Annotated in this window: 14 protein-coding genes; 8 read left to right on the top strand and 6 right to left on the bottom strand. The window is 72.2% G+C overall.

Features of this window, described 5'->3' with window-relative positions; all coding sequences use genetic code 11:
* The first annotated feature begins 43 nt into the window (after nt 1-43).
* The 7 genes from YIM_RS41865 to YIM_RS41835 all read left to right on the top strand — a co-directional run bounded on the left by YIM_RS41865 (nt 44) and on the right by YIM_RS41835 (nt 8,226).
* Nucleotides 44-886 carry an RDD family protein gene (locus tag YIM_RS41865; protein WP_153035631.1) on the top strand — a complete coding sequence of 281 codons (843 nt, stop codon included), beginning with the start codon at nt 44-46 and terminating at the stop codon, nt 884-886.
* Between the two features lie 136 nt (nt 887-1,022).
* Entirely contained in the window at nt 1,023-2,693 is a 1,671-nt protein-coding gene (locus YIM_RS41860; protein ID WP_228004354.1) for a DUF2207 domain-containing protein, read from the top strand.
* Complete coding sequence (locus tag YIM_RS41855) at nt 2,690-3,949, top strand: DUF2207 domain-containing protein (RefSeq protein ID WP_194239922.1); 1,260 nt, start codon at nt 2,690-2,692, stop codon at nt 3,947-3,949. The genes YIM_RS41860 and YIM_RS41855 overlap by 4 nt, the downstream gene beginning before the upstream one ends.
* 10 nt (nt 3,950-3,959) lie before the next feature.
* Complete coding sequence (locus YIM_RS41850; RefSeq protein WP_153035628.1) at nt 3,960-5,246, top strand: pitrilysin family protein; 1,287 nt, start codon at nt 3,960-3,962, stop codon at nt 5,244-5,246.
* On the top strand, nt 5,243-6,619 hold the full coding sequence (locus tag YIM_RS41845; protein WP_153035627.1) for a pitrilysin family protein: 1,377 nt from the start codon (nt 5,243-5,245) through the stop codon (nt 6,617-6,619). Before YIM_RS41850 ends, YIM_RS41845 begins: the two co-directional genes overlap by 4 nt.
* Nucleotides 6,616-7,635 carry an NAD(+) diphosphatase gene (gene nudC, locus YIM_RS41840; protein WP_153035626.1) on the top strand — a complete coding sequence of 340 codons (1,020 nt, stop codon included), beginning with the start codon at nt 6,616-6,618 and terminating at the stop codon, nt 7,633-7,635. Before YIM_RS41845 ends, nudC begins: the two co-directional genes overlap by 4 nt.
* Before the next feature lie 12 nt (nt 7,636-7,647).
* On the top strand, nt 7,648-8,226 hold the full coding sequence (locus tag YIM_RS41835; protein ID WP_153035625.1) for a hypothetical protein: 579 nt from the start codon (nt 7,648-7,650) through the stop codon (nt 8,224-8,226).
* Nucleotides 8,227-8,233: 7 nt separating this feature from the next.
* Here the strand turns inward: YIM_RS41835 and YIM_RS41830 are convergent, their stop codons facing one another.
* From YIM_RS41830 to YIM_RS41820, 3 genes are read right to left on the bottom strand one after another with little or no spacing between them, the layout of a single operon-like run.
* Nucleotides 8,234-9,334, bottom strand: a complete 1,101-nt coding sequence (locus YIM_RS41830; RefSeq protein ID WP_153037590.1) for a bifunctional RNase H/acid phosphatase — start codon at nt 9,332-9,334, stop codon at nt 8,234-8,236.
* 2 nt (nt 9,335-9,336) lie between these two features.
* Nucleotides 9,337-10,074: a zinc ribbon domain-containing protein gene (locus YIM_RS41825; RefSeq protein ID WP_153035624.1), complete on the bottom strand. Its 738-nt coding sequence runs from the start codon at nt 10,072-10,074 to the stop codon at nt 9,337-9,339.
* Between the two features lie 23 nt (nt 10,075-10,097).
* A complete protein-coding gene (locus YIM_RS41820) occupies nt 10,098-10,916 on the bottom strand; it encodes a Nif3-like dinuclear metal center hexameric protein (RefSeq protein WP_153035623.1) in 819 nt (272 codons plus the stop codon).
* Nucleotides 10,917-10,948: 32 nt separating this feature from the next.
* Between YIM_RS41820 and YIM_RS41815 the strand changes: the two genes are divergently transcribed.
* Nucleotides 10,949-11,515 carry a chorismate mutase gene (locus tag YIM_RS41815; protein ID WP_153035622.1) on the top strand — a complete coding sequence of 189 codons (567 nt, stop codon included), beginning with the start codon at nt 10,949-10,951 and terminating at the stop codon, nt 11,513-11,515.
* A 17-nt stretch (nt 11,516-11,532) separates the two neighbouring features.
* On the opposite strand, the gene YIM_RS41810 is transcribed toward YIM_RS41815, so the two are convergent.
* The 3 genes from YIM_RS41810 to YIM_RS41800 form a co-directional block, all read right to left on the bottom strand.
* Complete coding sequence (locus tag YIM_RS41810; protein ID WP_153035621.1) at nt 11,533-12,420, bottom strand: RNA polymerase sigma-70 factor; 888 nt, start codon at nt 12,418-12,420, stop codon at nt 11,533-11,535.
* On the bottom strand, nt 12,417-13,586 hold the full coding sequence (locus YIM_RS41805; protein ID WP_153035620.1) for an NAD(P)/FAD-dependent oxidoreductase: 1,170 nt from the start codon (nt 13,584-13,586) through the stop codon (nt 12,417-12,419). The genes YIM_RS41810 and YIM_RS41805 overlap by 4 nt, the downstream gene beginning before the upstream one ends.
* A 78-nt stretch (nt 13,587-13,664) precedes the next feature.
* Nucleotides 13,665-15,257: an alpha/beta hydrolase gene (locus tag YIM_RS41800; protein ID WP_228004353.1), complete on the bottom strand. Its 1,593-nt coding sequence runs from the start codon at nt 15,255-15,257 to the stop codon at nt 13,665-13,667.
* Between the last annotated feature and the right edge of the window lie 95 nt (nt 15,258-15,352).

Genomic DNA, 15,352 nt, shown 5'->3' with positions numbered 1-15,352 from the left:
AGTACTACCCTCGTGCGGAAGCCATTGCCGTCGAGGGAGCGCGATGTCCGAACTGGTCACCGGGGAAGCCGTGGTGCTGCGGTTGCGCGTGGCCGCGGTCCCCACCCGCTGCCTCGCCTTCCTGATCGACGTGCTGTTGCAGGCCGCCGTGCTGGTCACCCTGCTGATGGTGGCCGGGGTGGCGCTGGCCGCCAGCGTGGACGAGGCGCTGTTCCTCACCGTTTCGCTGGCGGTGGTGGTGCTCACGCTGGTCGGGTACCCGGTGCTGATGGAGACCCTGGCCGGCGGCCGGACGCTCGGCAAGATGGCGCTCGGCCTGCGCGTGGTCCGCGACGACGGTGGCCCGATCCGGTTCCGGCACGCGCTCACCCGCGGGCTGGCCGGGTTCTTCGTCGACTTCTGGGCGCTCGGCCTGGCCGGGGCGGTGGCGCTGGTGGTGGCCTTTCTTTCCGGGAAGGGCAAGCGCGTCGGCGACTACCTCGCCGGGACCGTGGTGATCGCCGAGCGCACGCCGGAAGCGGTCGCGCCGTTGATCATGATGCCGCCCGGGTGCGAGGCGTGGGCGGCGCAGCTGGACCTCGCCCGCCTGCCCGACGCCGCCGCGCTCGACGCGCGCCAGTACCTCGGCCGCTGGCGTGAGTTCAGCGAGGACGCTCAAGCACAGCTCGGATTCCAGATCTCCAGGGAGATCGCCGATGCCATCGGAACGCCGGTGCCACCCGGCATGCCGTACTGGACCTTTCTCTCCGCCGTGCTGGCGGAACGACGACGGCGCGATCACGCGCAGGCCTGGCAGCGGCACCAGCCGCCGCCCGGCCCGGGCTGGGGACCGCCGCCGCCATCGGGGCCGCCCGCCGGGGAGCAACCGTTCGCACCACCGAGCTGAGCCGGTGATGGCAGACACCGGAGCGAACCCAGCCGCCGCTGTGCCGGACGCGCGGCCGAAAATACAGGAAACAGTTGCGTTATGTTCTGGTCGAAACGGGCATCACCGCGCACCGGGTGGTCTATGGTCTAGCACCGTGTTCAAGCTTGTGGGGGCCGTCGCCGCCGCGTTCGCGCTCCTGGTGGGTGGTGGCGCGGCCGCCGCGGCGCAGGAGCCGGTGCAGCCGGAGACCCAGTCGGATTCCGGGGTCACCGTCGGGGTCGAGCTGAAGGTCGAGCCGGACGGGCTGCTCTCGGTGACCGAGACGGTGACCGTCCCCAGTGGACAGGAGGCGAACCGGCACGCGCCGCTGCGCCTGCTCGTCGGCGAGGACACCGAGCGGGTGTTCGCCGTGCGCGACGTGACCGCCGACGGGGCGGGCGCCGCCGAGGTCGCCGGGGACGAGTTCGTCATCCGCGCCCCCGAGGGCGAGACCACCGTCAAGTACACAGTGGACGGTGCGGTGGCCGAACTGCGCGACCAGCAGGAGATCCGCTGGCGGCTGGCCGGTGGCTGGGACACCGACCTGGCCGAGGTGACCGCGTCCTTCGCCGCGCCGGTGCCCGAGGCGTCGTCGATCCGTTGCCTGGCCGGTGCTTCCGGCCGTCAGTGCGAACTGGCCGAAACCGGTGACGGCGGCGTGATCAAGATCGAGCAGACCGAGCTGGAGGCGGGTGACCCGGTCGATCTGGCGGTCGGCCTGCCGTCAGCCACGGTGCCCGCGAACGCGCGCTTCGCCGACACCGCCACCCTGGCCAACGCCTTCGTGCTGACCTCCACCGCGGTGTTCGGCTTCGCCGTGGCCGGGCTGGGAATCGTGGCGTGGTGCGGATTCCTGTTCTGGAGCCGCCGCCGCGACGCGAGCGTGCCCGACGTGCCGCCGCAGCCGTCGGAGATCCTGCTGCACGAGAACGACCGGGTGTTCTTCGCCTCGCCGGACGGGGTGCTGCCCGGTCAGGTCGGCACCATCGTGGACGGCAAGGCGGACGTGGTCGACGTGACCGCCACCGTGGTCGATCTCGCCGTGCGCAACTACGTGCTGATCGCGCCGGTGCGCGACGCCGACGGCATCGCCGACTGGCGCATCTCCCGCAAGAACGACCCGGACGAGAGCCTGCACGCCTACGAGCGCGCGGTTTTCCAGGCCGTGCTGCCGTCGGGAGCGGACACCGCGCTGCTGTCCGAACTGCGCTCGGGGCGCGGCATCGACCTGAAACCGTTCGACGAAGCGATGTACACCGACGTGGTCGCGCGCGGCTGGTTCTCGCGGCCGCCCGGCTCGGGCCGCGGTTTCGCCGGTTGGGCCGGAATCGTGCTGGCGCTGCTCGGCCTGTTGCTCACCGTGGTGCTGGCACTGTCCGAAGGGGACGCACTGCTCGGCCTCGCGCTGATCGTGTTCGGCCTGGCGATCACCGCCGGTGCCCCGCTGCTGCCAAGGCGCACCGCGCGCGGGCGCGCGCTCGCCGGGCAGATCCGCGGGCTGATCGGTTATCTGCACAGCGTTCCGGCTGACGAAATCCCCGAGGCGGACCGGGAACTGGTGTTCTCCCGCTCTCTGCCCTACGCCGTGGTGCTCCGCGAAACCGAGCGCTGGCTGAACACCTTCGCCGACCTCGATCCGGAGGCCGACGGCGCGGCCGGGCTGTACTGGTTCGCCGGGCTGGAAGGCGAACGCGACCTCAAGCGGCTCGGCACGCACCTGCCCGCACTGCTCACCGCCCTGGACGGCGTGCTCGCCGAGGCGGGGCACCTCCGGTCGCTGCGTTGATCCCGCTGGTGGCCGCGGTTCTGCTCGCGGCGGCGCCGCCGGTGCCGACGCTGCCGCAGAGCGCGGAGATCGAGCTGCGCGTCGAACGCGACGGCGCGTTGTCGGTCATCGAGGCGGTGGCCGCGACCGAGTCGATGACGCGTGAGCTGCCGTTGCGCCAGTCCGTCGGCGACGATCGCGACCGCGTGCTCAGCGTGCGGGACGTGGTCGTCGAAGGTGACGGGCACGCCGAGCTGACCGCGGATTCGTTCAAGGTGGAGCTGTCCGGCACCGCGGTGGTCCGGTACACGGTGGACGGTGCGATCACCGCGACCCCGTCCGGGCCCCAGGTTTCCTGGCCGCTGGCGCAGGGCTGGAGCGAGGAGCTGAAGTTCGTCCGCGCTTCGCTGGCCGCGCCGAAGATCCCGGAGGCGGTGCGGTGCGTGGCCGGGCCGAAGCCGTGCCTGGCCGCGCAGATCGACCACGTCGGGCTGACCCGGTTCAGCCACCGCAACCTGGCCCCGGGTGAGCGGATGATGATCACCGTCGAGCTGCCGCCCGGTTCGGTCCCGGCGACCGAGCGGCTGGTGCCGTCCGCGACCATCGGCGGCGCCTTCCTGCTCACCGCGCCGGTCGGCTGGGCCTGGGGAGTGCTGGCCTTCCTGCTGCTCTGCTGGGCCTGGCTGATCGTGTTCCTGCGGCAGTGGTGGCCGCGGCCGCTCACCGGCTTCCCGCCCGGGTACGCGGGCACGCTCGCCGACGGCCGCGCCGACGCGATGGACGCCGGGCTCACCGCCGCCGACCTCCGTGACCGCGGCCACCTGGAAGTCACCGGCCGGACGCTGACGCGGGGCGAGGGTGAGCCTGCGCGCGAATCAGAACGAGTCCTGCTCGAGCAAGTGTTCGCCGGTGGAGAACAGGTGGGACTGGACGAGGTCCGGATCGACCTCCGCGAACTCGACCGGGCGGTGCGCGCCGACCTCCGCGCCGACGGCCTGCTGCGTGGGCCTCGGCTGCGCCGGGCCGGGATCCGGATTGTCTTCTACGGCCTCTTCCTCACCGCGCTGCTCGCGCTGACCGTCGGATATGCCCAGCTCGGCGTGGTGCTGTCGGTGGCGGGCGCGGCGCTGGCGCTCGGGTCGGCGGCGCTGCCGGAGAGAACGATCAAGGGCACCAGGGTGCTCGGCGGCCTGGCCGAGGAGTACCGGATGGGGGATGTGGACAACTTCGCACTGGCCGTCGCCGGTCGCTCCCACCGTGAGCGCACTAACCCGTAGGGTGGCGGTCATGGCCGTACCCGAGCTACACAGGTTCAAGTTGGACAACGGGCTGCGCGTGGTGCTCGCGCCGGACCCGACCGCGCCCGTGGTCGGTGTCGCCGTGCACTACGACGTGGGCTTCCGCTCCGAGCCCGAGGGGCGCACCGGGTTCGCGCACCTGTTCGAGCATCTGATGTTCCAGGGCAGCGAGAGCCTGGAGAAGCTCGCCCACTTCCGGCACGTGCAGTCCAGCGGCGGCACCTTCAACGGGTCGACCCACCCGGACTACACGGACTACTACGAGGTGCTGCCCGCCGCGGCGCTCGAGCGCGCGCTGTTCCTCGAGGCCGACCGGATGCGCGCGCCGAAGCTCACCCAGGAAAACCTGGCGAACCAGATCGACGTGGTGAAGGAGGAGATCCGCCTCAACGTGCTGAACCGGCCGTACGGCGGGTTCCCGTGGATCCTGCTGCCGCCGGTGCTGTACTCCACCTTCGCCAACGCGCACAACGGGTACGGCGACTTCGTGGACCTCGAACAGGCCACCCTCGACGACTGCGCGGCCTTCTTCGACACCTTCTACGCCCCGGCCAACGCGGTGCTCACCGTCGCCGGTGACTTCGAGGTCGACCGGGCGCGCGAGCTGGTCGAGAAGCACTTCGGCGACGTGCCGTTCCGCCCGGCCCCGCCGCGCCGGTCGTTCGCCGAACCGCGGCCGACCGAGGAGCTGCGCGGATTCCACACCGACCCGCACGCCCCGCTGCCCGCGCTGGCCGTCGGTTACCGGATGCCGGACCCGGTCGGCGAACTGGACGCCTACCTGGCGAACCTGGTGCTCGCCGGTGTGCTCACCGACGGCGACGGTTCGCGGCTGCAGCAGCGGCTGGTGCACCGCGACGCCATCGTCACCGACATCGGCGCGGGCGCCGGGCTGTTCGGCCCGTTCGAGGCGCGTGACCCGGACACCTTCTCGATCACCGCGATCCACGCCCCGGACGTCACCGGCGACCGCGTGCTCAAGGCCATCGACGAGGAGATCGACCTGCTCGCGACCACCCCGCCGGACGAGCGCGAGCTGGCCAAGGTGACCGCGCGCTGGGTGGCCGGCATGCACTCCGAGCACGACCGGATGGTCTCGCGCACGCTCGCGCTGGGGGCCTTCGAGCTGCTCTACGAAGACGCGAGCCTGGTACACGGCCTGGCCGACCGGTTCGCCGCGGTGACCGCGGACGACGTCGCCGCCGCGGCCAAGGCGCTGCGGCCCGATTCACGCGCGGTGCTGGTCGTCCAGCCCGAGCAGGGAGGAAGCAAGTGACCGCCGCAACGCACCGCAGTGCCGAGGAGATCGGCCGGACCGAGCGCGGCCCGCGCGAGGTGCCGCCGCTCGGCGGGCAGCGCGCCGCCGCCGAACTGTCCCATGTGGACACCACGCTGGCGAACGGGCTGCGGGTGCTGGCCGTGCGCAAGGACACCGTGCCGCTGGTCGAGGTCCGGCTGAGCATTCCGTTCGCCGGCACCGATCCGCTGCACCCGGCCACCGCCGAGGTGCTGGCCGAGACCATCGTCACCGGCACCGCCCGGCGCGACCGGGTGGCCATCGACACCGAGCTGGCGCTGATCGGCGGCGAGCTGAGCACGGTGGTCGACCCGGAGCGGCTGGCGATCAGCGCCAGCGCGCTGGCCAGCGGGCTGCCCACGCTGCTCGACGTGCTGGCCGACCTGCTCACCGAAGCGTCCTATGTGGACGCCGAGGTGGCCAGGGAGTCGGCGCGGCTGATCGAGCGGCTGGCCATCGCCCGCACGCAGCCGCGCACCATCGCCCGCGAAGCCCTGCAGCGCAGGCGGTACGGCAACCACCCGGTGACCCGCGAGGTGCCCGAGGCCGAGGACGTGGCCAAGGTGGAGCCCGCGGCCGTGCGGCAACTGCACGCGGACGGGGTGCTGCCGCGCAACTCCACCCTGGTGATCGTCGGTGACGTCGACCCGGAGCAGGTGATCACCGATCTGGAGCGCGCGCTCGGCGGCTGGGCCTCGGACAAGTCCGCGAACGTGCTGCCGGACCTGCCCGAGCTGGCCGGTGGTGACGTGCTGCTGGTGCCGCGGCCCGGCGCCGTGCAGTCGCAGCTGCGGCTGTCCGCGCAGGCGCTGCGCCGCACCGACCCGCGGTACGCGCACCTCCAGCTGGCGAACCTGGCCTACGGCGGCTACTTCTCCTCCCGGCTGGTGGAGAACATCCGTGAGGACAAGGGTTACACCTACAGCGCGCACTCCGGCTTCGAGTTCACCGGCAACACCGCCACGCTGCTGGTCGACGCCGACACCGCCACCGACGTGACCGCGGCGGCGTTGCTGGAGACCCGGTACGAACTGGCCAGGCTGGGCCTGGTGCCGCCGACCGCCGACGAGGTGGAATCGGTGCGCCAGTACGCGATCGGCTCGCTGGGCATCTCGATCTCGTCGCAGACCGGGCTGGCCGGGCAGCTGTCCGCGCTGGCGCAGACCGGGCTCGGCTTCGAGTGGCTGGCCGGGCACCCCGAGCGGCTCGCCGCGGTCACCGCGGAGGAGGTCGCCGAGGCGGCGCTGGACTTCTTCGCCCCGCACCGGTTCACCGGCGTGGTGGTCGGGGACGCGGACACGATCGGACGCGGGCTCGAAGCGGTCGGCGGGGTCACGGTCGGCGAAGCATGACCCAGCCCTACCAGCTCGACCGGCTCCCCACCCTGTCGCGGTCCACTGTGGACAGGCAGGAGAACCTGCGCGGGGATCCGGACCGGCTGCTCGCCCGCTGGGCGAACGCGCGGGTGGTGCTGCTGGACGCCAAGTCCGGCCGCACCCCCGTGCCGCGCGACGGCGACGCGCTGGCCACCCGCAAGGCCCTCTCGTTCGGGGACGCACCGCCGGAGGACGCGGTGTTCCTCGGCGAGTGGCAGGACGTGGACTACTGGACGCTGCCCGGGAAACCGCCGGAGAACGGCGAGTGGGTGACCCTCACCGGCAGCTGGGGCCTGCGCGACGAGGCCCCGCTGGCCGACGGTGAGGTCTGGGTGGACCTGCGCGGCCACGGTGATCTGCTCGACGACACCTCAGCCGGCCTGTTCACCACCGCGATGGCGTTGCGGAACTGGCACCACCGCGCGCGGTTCTGCGCGCGGTGCGGCGGAAAGCCCCAGCTGGTGCAGTTCGGGTGGGCGACCAGGTGCCCGGACTGCGGGCGCGAGGAGTACCCGCGCACCGATCCCGCGGTGATCTGCCTGGTGCACGACGACGTCGGTGTCAACGGGGAGCACGTGCTGCTGGCGCGCCAGCCGATCTGGCCGCCGGGGCGGTACTCGATCCTGGCCGGGTTCGTCGAGGCCGGGGAGTCGCTGGAAGGCTGCGTGGAGCGGGAGATCCGCGAGGAGGTCGGCGCCGAGGTCTGGGCGATCCGCTATCTCGGCAGCCAGCCGTGGCCGTTCCCGCGCTCGATCATGCTCGGCTTCACCGCCCGCGCGGACGCGTCGAAGCCACTGGTGCCCGCGGACGGCGAGATCGAGTCGGCCCGCTGGGTGAGCCGGGCCGAGGTGCTCGAAGCCTTCGAACTGGGCCGCGACGGCCGTCCCGATCCCGAGGACCCGGACTTCGACCCGGAGCGCTTGATCATGCCGGGCAACTCGTCGATCGCGCGCGTGATGCTGGAAGCCTGGGCGAACGCCCCCGTTTCCTGAGGGCGGCGCCGGGTGACCGTCGTCGCGAAGTTCCTCGACCGCCAACTCGCCGAGGATGCCAGGTACGGCGCGCGGATGGACCTGGACGAGTGTCCGCAGCTGACTCCGGCACTCGACCGGCATCTGCGTTCCCGCGCCCGGCATTCGGCCGCCCGGCTTCGCGCCACCCAGCAGATTCGGGCCCAGGGCACCAGGTTCCTCCGGCTGCTGGCCTACGCGTACGCCGGGACGCCCGGTTACCGGGATTCCTGGCGGCCGAGCTTCACCGAAGGCCCGGCCCCCGCCGATCCGGTGGCGATCCTCTTGCTGGAGCGGTGGCGCGATGAGGAACGCATGGCCCGTCAGGCCGCCGAGGAAGCCGGGTTGGAGTTCAGCTGGCGGGAGGTGGACCGCCAGGACGGCCAAGGGCTGGTCATCGACGGCTTCGGCCGCCCGCTCTGGGAGACCGCCGTCTACCCCGAGGACGGGTTTGCCGTCTCCCGCCAGGGGCCGGGCCGGGCGCTGCGCGAGGTGGCCGCCCGGCGCGAGCTGCTGTCCGGCCTCGACCTGTCCGCCGATGCCGACCGGGTTCTGCTCGGCCTGCTCGGTTAGCGTCCTTTCAGGACAGATGCGAGATGTCGTTGGCCAGGCGGACCGAAGCGTTGCCGTCGGGGTAGAACTCCACGATGGACAGCGACGCCAGGTCCAGGTGGAGCCGGAACAGCAGGGACGGCCCGGCGTCCAAGCCCAGCCGCAGCAGCGACTTGATCGGCGTGACGTGGCTGACCACCACCACGGTCCGCCCGGCGAAGCGCTCGACCAGGTCGTCGCGCACCGCGCGCACCCGCCGGTGCACGGCGTCGAAGCTCTCCCCGTCCGGGGCGGGCACCGACGCGTCGCCGATCCAGCGCGAGTGCAGTTCGGGGTCGCGTTCGGCGGCTTCGGCGAAGGTGAGCCCTTCCCAGCTGCCGAAGTCGGTTTCGACCAGCCCCTGGTGCGTTTCCACCCGGCCGCCGAGCGCGTCGGCCACCGCCTGCGCGGTCTGCTGGGTGCGCAGCAGCGGCGAGGAGACGATCGGCGCGGGCTCGCCGTCGGTGATCAGCCCGTCCATCCCGGCGATCCGCTTCGCCGCGGCGGCCACCTGGCGCTGGCCGTGCTCGGTGAGCGGGACGTCGCCACGCCCGGAGTAGCGGCGGTCCACCGACATCTCGGTCTGCCCGTGACGCAGCAGGAGGAGCTTCGTCGGCGTGCCCTGCGCGCCGCTCCACTTCGCCGGGGACACCCGGTCCGTCTTGGCGGCGGCCGTTTTGGTGGTTGTCTTGCCCGCCTGGGTGTCCATCGCCTCGTTGGCGAGGCGGTCGGCGTGCGAGTTGCTCGCGCGCGGGATCCACTCGTACTTCACGCGGTCGAAGTTCGCCGCCAGTTCCCGTGCCCGCGCGGCCAGCGGCTGCAGGTCCGGGTGCTTGATCTTCCAGCGGCCGGACATCTGCTCGACCACCAGCTTCGAGTCCATCCGTACGTCCACAGTGGACGCGCCGAGCTCGGCGGCGGCGGCCAGCCCGGCGAGCAGACCGGAGTACTCGGCGAAGTTGTTGGTCGCCACGCCGAGCCCGGACTGGCGCTCGGCGAGCACCTCACCGGTCTCGGCGTCCTTCACCACCGCGCCGTAACCGGCCGGCCCCGGGTTGCCCCGCGATCCGCCGTCGGCTTCGACGGTCACCCTCACAGGCCGGACTCCATGGTGCGCACCAGGATCGCGTTGCAGTTCTCGCACTGCACGATCTCGTCCTCCGGCATCGTCTTGATCTCCGAAACGGTCGAGCGGTCCAGATCCAGGTGACACGCCCCGCACCGGCGTGAGCGCAGCAGCGCCGCGCCGATGCCGCGCTGCGCGCGCACCCGCTCGTACAGCTTGGTCAGCGGCTCCGGGAACTTCGGGGCCAGCTCGGCGCGGTCCTGCTCGCGCCGCGCCTGGGTGGTGTCGATGTCGGCGAACGCCTCGTCGCGGCGGCGGACCGCGTTCTCCAGCTGCCCGGTCACCTTGTCCACTTCGGCGCCGGTGCGCTGGGCGTCCAGGTCGAGCGCCTCACGGCGTTCCATCAGCTCCAGCAGGTCGTCCTCGAGCGCGGTCTGGCGGCGCTGGAGGCTTTCCAGCTCGTGCTGCAGTTCGGTGAGCTGCTTGGCGCCGACCGAACCGGACTCCATCGCCTTGCGGTCCTTGTCGCTGCGGGTGCGCACGGAGTCGATCTCGCGTTCCTGCCTAGCCACCTCGCGGTCCAGGTCCGAGGCGCTCGTCTGCACGGAAACCAGTGCGTCCTTCTTCGCCCGCAGTTCCTTCTCCAGCTCGGCGATCTCCGCCAGCTCCGGCAGCGTGCGGCGCCGGTGGGCCAGCCGGGACAGCTCCGCGTCGACCTTGGCGAGTTCCAGCAGGCGGCGTTGCACGGCGGGTTCGGCCTTCACGGTGTCGTCACTCCCTCGGGGCTTCAAGCGCGGATCATCCACGGGTCGGTGCACCGCGTGGAGACGTGAATGTCGACGGTACCGGCAAGCGCCGCGCGCATGACGGCCGAGGCTTGCCCGCACCACGGCCATTCGCTGGCCCAGTGCGTCACGCCGACCAGCGCGGGTGCCGACGGCCCGGCTTCGAGGTGCTCGCCCGCCGGGTGGTGGCGCAGATCCGCGGTCACGTAGGCGTCCACCCCGGCGGCCTTCGCGGTGGCCAGGTAGCTGTCGCCGGAACCGCCGGACACCGCCACCACGCGGATCTCGCGGTCCGGGTCACCGGCGCCGTAGACGCCCGGCCGGGTTTCCGGCAGCGCGGCGGACACCCGTTCGACGAAGCGCGTGAAGGGTTCCGGCTCGGGGAGTTCGCCGATGCGGCCCAGGCCGGTTACCGCGGTGGGGTCGCCGCCGGTGGGGGCGAGCGGACGGAGCACGCGCAGCCCGATCGCTTCGGCGAGCGCGTCGGAGACGCCGGGATCGGCGGAGTCGGCGTTCGTGTGCGCGCAGAACAACGCCACGCCCGCGCGGATCATCCGGTGCACGAGCTTGCCCTTGGTGCTGTCGGCCGGCACGCCGTGCACGCCCTTGAGCAGCAGCGGGTGGTGCGCGACGATCAGGTCGGCGCCCAGCTCCAGCGCCTCGTCGACGGTGGCCTCGACCGGGTCCACGCAGACCAGCACCTTCGACACCGCTTCGGCGGGATCACCGCAGACCAGGCCGACCGCGTCCCACGGTTCGGCCAGTTCGGGCGGGTAGGCGGTTTCCAGTGCGGAGATCACTTCGGCGAGTTGGACGGGCATGGCGGTGATCCTCGCATGTACCGTGAGGAGTCATGCGCCGTCGGTTGCTGACCGTCCTGCTCTCCGCCCTCCTGCTCGGTACCGCTTCGCCCGCGGTGGCCGCCCCGCCCGCCTCGCTGGTGCCGCTGGCCGCCCTGGCTGATCTGTCGGGCCAGCGCGTGCAGATCGCCGACAAGGTCGCCGCGGCCAAGTTCGGCACCACCCAGCCCATCGACGATCCGGTGCGCGAGCAGCAGATCCTCGACGGCGTGGCGGCCAAGGCACCCGGCCTCGGGCTCGACCCGGCCGAGGCGGTCGAGTTCTTCCGCGACCAGATCGAGGCGAACAAGGTGGTGCAGCGCGGCTTGTACGAGCTGTGGACCGCGCACCCGGAGCAGGCGCCGACCGAGCGCCCCGACCTGCCCACCGAGGTCCGCCCGGTGATCGACCGCCTCAACGCTGGTCTGCTCGGCGAGCTGGCGGCCACTTCGGACACCAGGGCGCGGCCGTGGTGCGGTGGCGGGCTGGCGGTGGCGATCGTGGCCACCGACCGGCGACTGCACCTGGACCGCCTGCACGAGCGCGCCCTGCGCCGATCGCTGGACTCGGCCTGCGTCTGAGCCCGGTGACCCGGTGTTCAGCGCAGGGTGAGTGAGGTCGTGGTGTCGAGATTGGTCAGCTTCTGCGGGTTGCGGACGTAGTAGAGGCCGGTGACGCGGGTGTCTTCGACGTGCAGCACCATCACGCCGTCGAGTTCACCGTCGACGTGCAGTGCCAGTGCCGGGCCCGCGTTGATCACGGTGGACTCGACGGTGAGCGCCACGTCGTGCCTGGTGAGCCCGCCGACGATGAACCGGGCCACCTTGTCGGCGCCGACGACCGGCCGCGGGTTGGCCTGCTTGATGCCACCACCGTCGCTGATCGCGACGACGTGGGGTGCGAGCACGTCGAGCAGGCCCTGGAGGTCGCGGCCTTCGAGCGCCCGCCGGAAGGCTTCGGCCGCCGCACTGGCCTGCCGTGCGGTGACCGCGTGGCGCGGTCGCCGGGCTTCGACGTGGCGGCGGGCGCGATGGGCGATCTGGTGCACGGCGGCCGGGGTCTTGCCGACCGCGGCCGCGATCTCGTCGTAGTCGATCCCGAAGGCCTCCCGCAGCACAAAAACCGCCCGCTCGGTCGGGGTCAGCGTCTCCAGTACGAGCATCAGTGCCATCGACACGCTCTCGGAGAGTTCGACGTCGGCGGCCGCGTCCGGCGCGGTGAGCAGCGGCTCCGGCAGCCAGGAACCCACGTACGCCTCCCGGCGGCGCTTCACCGAGCGCAGGCGGTTGAGTGACTGCCGGGTGGTGATCCGCACCAGGTAGGCGCGCTGGTCGCGCACCTGGGCCTGGTCGACCTCCACCCAGCGCAGCCAGGTCTCCTGCAGGACGTCTTCGGCGTCGGCCGCGGTGCCGAGCAGTTCGTAGGCGACGGTGAACAGCAGATCGCGGTGCAGGACGAACGCCTCCGTCGCGTCCTGCCCGGTCATCGGGAAACCGGCTGCGACGACCGCAGCAGCCGCGGCCGGTGCTTGCCGTCCTTGGGCCAGGAGTGCGAGCCGGGCTTGCGTGCTTCGGTGACCAGGTGCTTGACGCTGGCAGCGCAGGAGAACTCCTTGAGCGCCTTGCCCATGAGCCCGCTGAAGTAGACCGGCATCGCGGTGTCGTCCTTGTGGCCGAGCTGGAAGATCCCGGCGCCGCGGCCGAAGCTGATGCACATGGCCGGGAACGATAGGTCGATCGGCTTCGGCGGCTCACCCGCGATCCGGTTCAGCACGGTGTCGGCGGCATGGGCGCCCAGGCAGCCCGCGGCGTAGGCGCTCATCCGGAACGGCAGGCCGGAGGGTGCCGACGAGTCACCGGCCGCGACGATCCGCTCGTCGTCCACGCTGGTCAGGGTCTCGTCGGTGAGCAGGCGCCCGGCGGCGTCGGTGCGCAACCCACTGGCGGCCGCGAGGTCGGGCACCCCGAAACCCGCGGCCCAGATGGTGACCTGGCTCGCCAGCGTGCGGCCGTCACCGAGTTCGACGGCGTCCCGTGTCACCGCCTCGACCGAGGCTTCCACCACCTCGACGCCCAGCTCGGCGAGGTACTTGCGGGCGGTGCGCCGAGCCCGCGGGTGCAGGTAGGGACCGACGACACCGCCGCAGGCCAAGGTGACGGTCCGGCCCTGCTCGGCCAGCTCGGCGGCGGTTTCGATGCCGGTCGGACCGCCACCGACGACCGTCACCGGGGCCGTGCGGGGCGTGTCGTCGAGCACCGAGCGCAGCCGCCGCGCCGCCTCCAGCGTGGCGACCGGGTGGGCGAACTCGGCCGCGCCCGGCACCTGCGGGCCGGCGCTGCCGCTGCCGACCGCGTAGATCAGGTGGTCGTAGCCGAGGTCGCCGCCCTCGGCCAGCGTCACCCCGCGCCCGGCGGCGTCGATCCGGGTGGTGCTGTCGACGACCAACCGGACGCCCTCGGCGAGGACGTCCGGGTAGTCGACGACCGCTTCGTGGGTCCCGGCGACCAGCTGGTGCAGGCGCAGCCGCGGCACAAAGACCGGGCGCGGGTTGATCACGGTCACCGCCACGTCGTCACGCCGCGTCAGCCGGTTGGCCGCCATGACACCGGCGTACCCGCCGCCGATCACGACCACTTCGAGGTTCCTGCCCATGGGTGTCTCCTTCGCTCCGTGGAGAGTTCGGGCACAAGACACCGCTTCGGCCAAGATCCTGACAGCATGTGACGCGCGTCACTTTCCGGCGGGTGCCGGGGGTTTGGTCGTGCTCGGAAGCGCGGCGCAGACGGTGCCCTCGGCGGGAAGCACCCCGTCGATCAGCGTGGCGTCCACCGCGTTGTCGATGCACGGACCGCTGCGCCGGTAGGAGGTGTGGCCGACGCCTTCGCGGGTCAGCAGCACGCTGTTCTCCAGGGTCTCGGTCATGGCCTCCGCCCAGTGGTACGGGGACACGTTGTCCACGCGACCACCGACCACCAGGATCGGCGGGGCGCCGGCGCCGGTGAGCGGCTCGGCGAAGTGGTCCTTGTTCGGCGCCGGCCACTTGGCGCAGTTGAGCGCGCTGTAACCGGCCCGGCTCGCCAGCCGCTCGTCGCGGTCGGCGATCTTCTCGGCGACGGCGGTGTGCGCGGCGATGTCGGTCGGTGTCGCCCAGTCGGCGCAGCGCACCGCGGTGTGGGGTTCCTGGAGAACGGCGTACGGGCCGCCGAACGGCGCGACCGTCACCTTCGACACCAGGAAGTGGAGCAGCGTGCCGTTGCCCTGCTGCGCGGCCAGCAGACCGGCGGTGAGCGTGGGCCAGAGCACCGGGGCACCCGCGCCCGCCCTGACGGCCTCGAGCGCGACCGCACCGTCGAGCCTGCCGCCTGGTGTGAGGCCTTCGACCGGCGGAACCTGCAGCGGCTGCTTCTCCAGCTTCTTGATCAACGCGTCGAACGCGGCTTCGGGCTTCCCGTCGCCGAACGGGCACACCTGCGGCCCCTCGGTGCGGCAGGTCTCGAACCACGCGTCGAGCGTCTGCTCGTTGGACCGGGACACGTCGTCGAGGAGTTCCAGCGGGGCGTTCCGCCAGAGTCCGGTGTGGACAGGGGCGTCGATCACCATCTGGCGGACGCGGTCCGGGAACAGCGTGGCGTAGGTGGGCCCGACCACCGTGCCGTAGGACATGCCGTAGAAGCTGATCTTCTCCTCACCGAGCGCGGCGCGGAGCCGGTCCATGTCCCTGGCGACGTTGTCGGTGGACAGGCTCGCCAGGTACTCCGGGCGGTGGTGCGCCAGGCAGCCTTCGGTGAAGGTGGTGGTGTCGGCGAGCAGCTCCGGCAGCGGTTTCCCGCCGGGCACGGTCGGATCGAGGTCGTCGGTCGCGAGTTCGGCGCGCTGCTCGTCGGTGAGGCAGCGGACGGCACCGGAGTCGCCGACCCCGCGCGGATCCATGCCGACGACGTCGAAGCGGGCCAGCAGGGCGGGCGAGAACGGGCTGGATTCACTGCCGGGGGCGATGGATTCGATCGTGTCGGTGGCGGGCACGCCGGGACCGCCCGAGTTGATGAACAGGCTGCCGATGCGCTGTGCCGGATCGGTGGTGCGGTGGCGTTTCACCGCGAGCGGGATCTTCTCGCCGTCGGGATCGGTGTATTCCAGCGGCACTTCGATGGTGGCGCAGTCCAGGTTGGGGCCGCACTCGGTCCAGGCGATCGGCGCGGGCGAGCCGGGTTCCGGGGAGGCTGCCGGTCCACCAGCGCACCCGGTCAGCATCAGCGCGGCGGCGCCGAGTACCGCGGCGGATCGGCGTGCCGTCCGCCCCGGTGTGGTGGGAGGGGCCGTCACGTGGGGCTGTGGAGTTGATCCGGGCATGGGACGGAGGCTAGGGCGGCCACCCGGTCCACCGGATCGTCCGACGGATCCGGCCCCGGCGACCAAAG

It is taken from the genome of Amycolatopsis sp. YIM 10 (genome assembly GCF_009429145.1).
In the GTDB taxonomy this organism is placed as follows: domain Bacteria; phylum Actinomycetota; class Actinomycetes; order Mycobacteriales; family Pseudonocardiaceae; genus Amycolatopsis.
Note: the sequence above shows the minus strand (reverse complement) of the source record. Positions and strands in the feature narration are given on the sequence as shown.

What these genes read in the sequence shown, in the direction of transcription:
- YIM_RS41805 (WP_153035620.1), bottom strand. Translation starts at nt 13,586, where the DNA reads ATGGGCAGGAACCTCGAAGTGGTCGTGATCGGCGGCGGGTACGCCGGT.
- YIM_RS41865 (WP_153035631.1), top strand. Translation starts at nt 44, where the DNA reads ATGTCCGAACTGGTCACCGGGGAAGCCGTGGTGCTGCGGTTGCGCGTG.
- YIM_RS41815 (WP_153035622.1), top strand. Translation starts at nt 10,949, where the DNA reads ATGCGCCGTCGGTTGCTGACCGTCCTGCTCTCCGCCCTCCTGCTCGGT.
- YIM_RS41820 (WP_153035623.1), bottom strand. Translation starts at nt 10,916, where the DNA reads ATGCCCGTCCAACTCGCCGAAGTGATCTCCGCACTGGAAACCGCCTAC.
- YIM_RS41810 (WP_153035621.1), bottom strand. Translation starts at nt 12,420, where the DNA reads ATGACCGGGCAGGACGCGACGGAGGCGTTCGTCCTGCACCGCGATCTG.
- YIM_RS41850 (WP_153035628.1), top strand. Translation starts at nt 3,960, where the DNA reads ATGGCCGTACCCGAGCTACACAGGTTCAAGTTGGACAACGGGCTGCGC.
- nudC (WP_153035626.1), top strand. Translation starts at nt 6,616, where the DNA reads ATGACCCAGCCCTACCAGCTCGACCGGCTCCCCACCCTGTCGCGGTCC.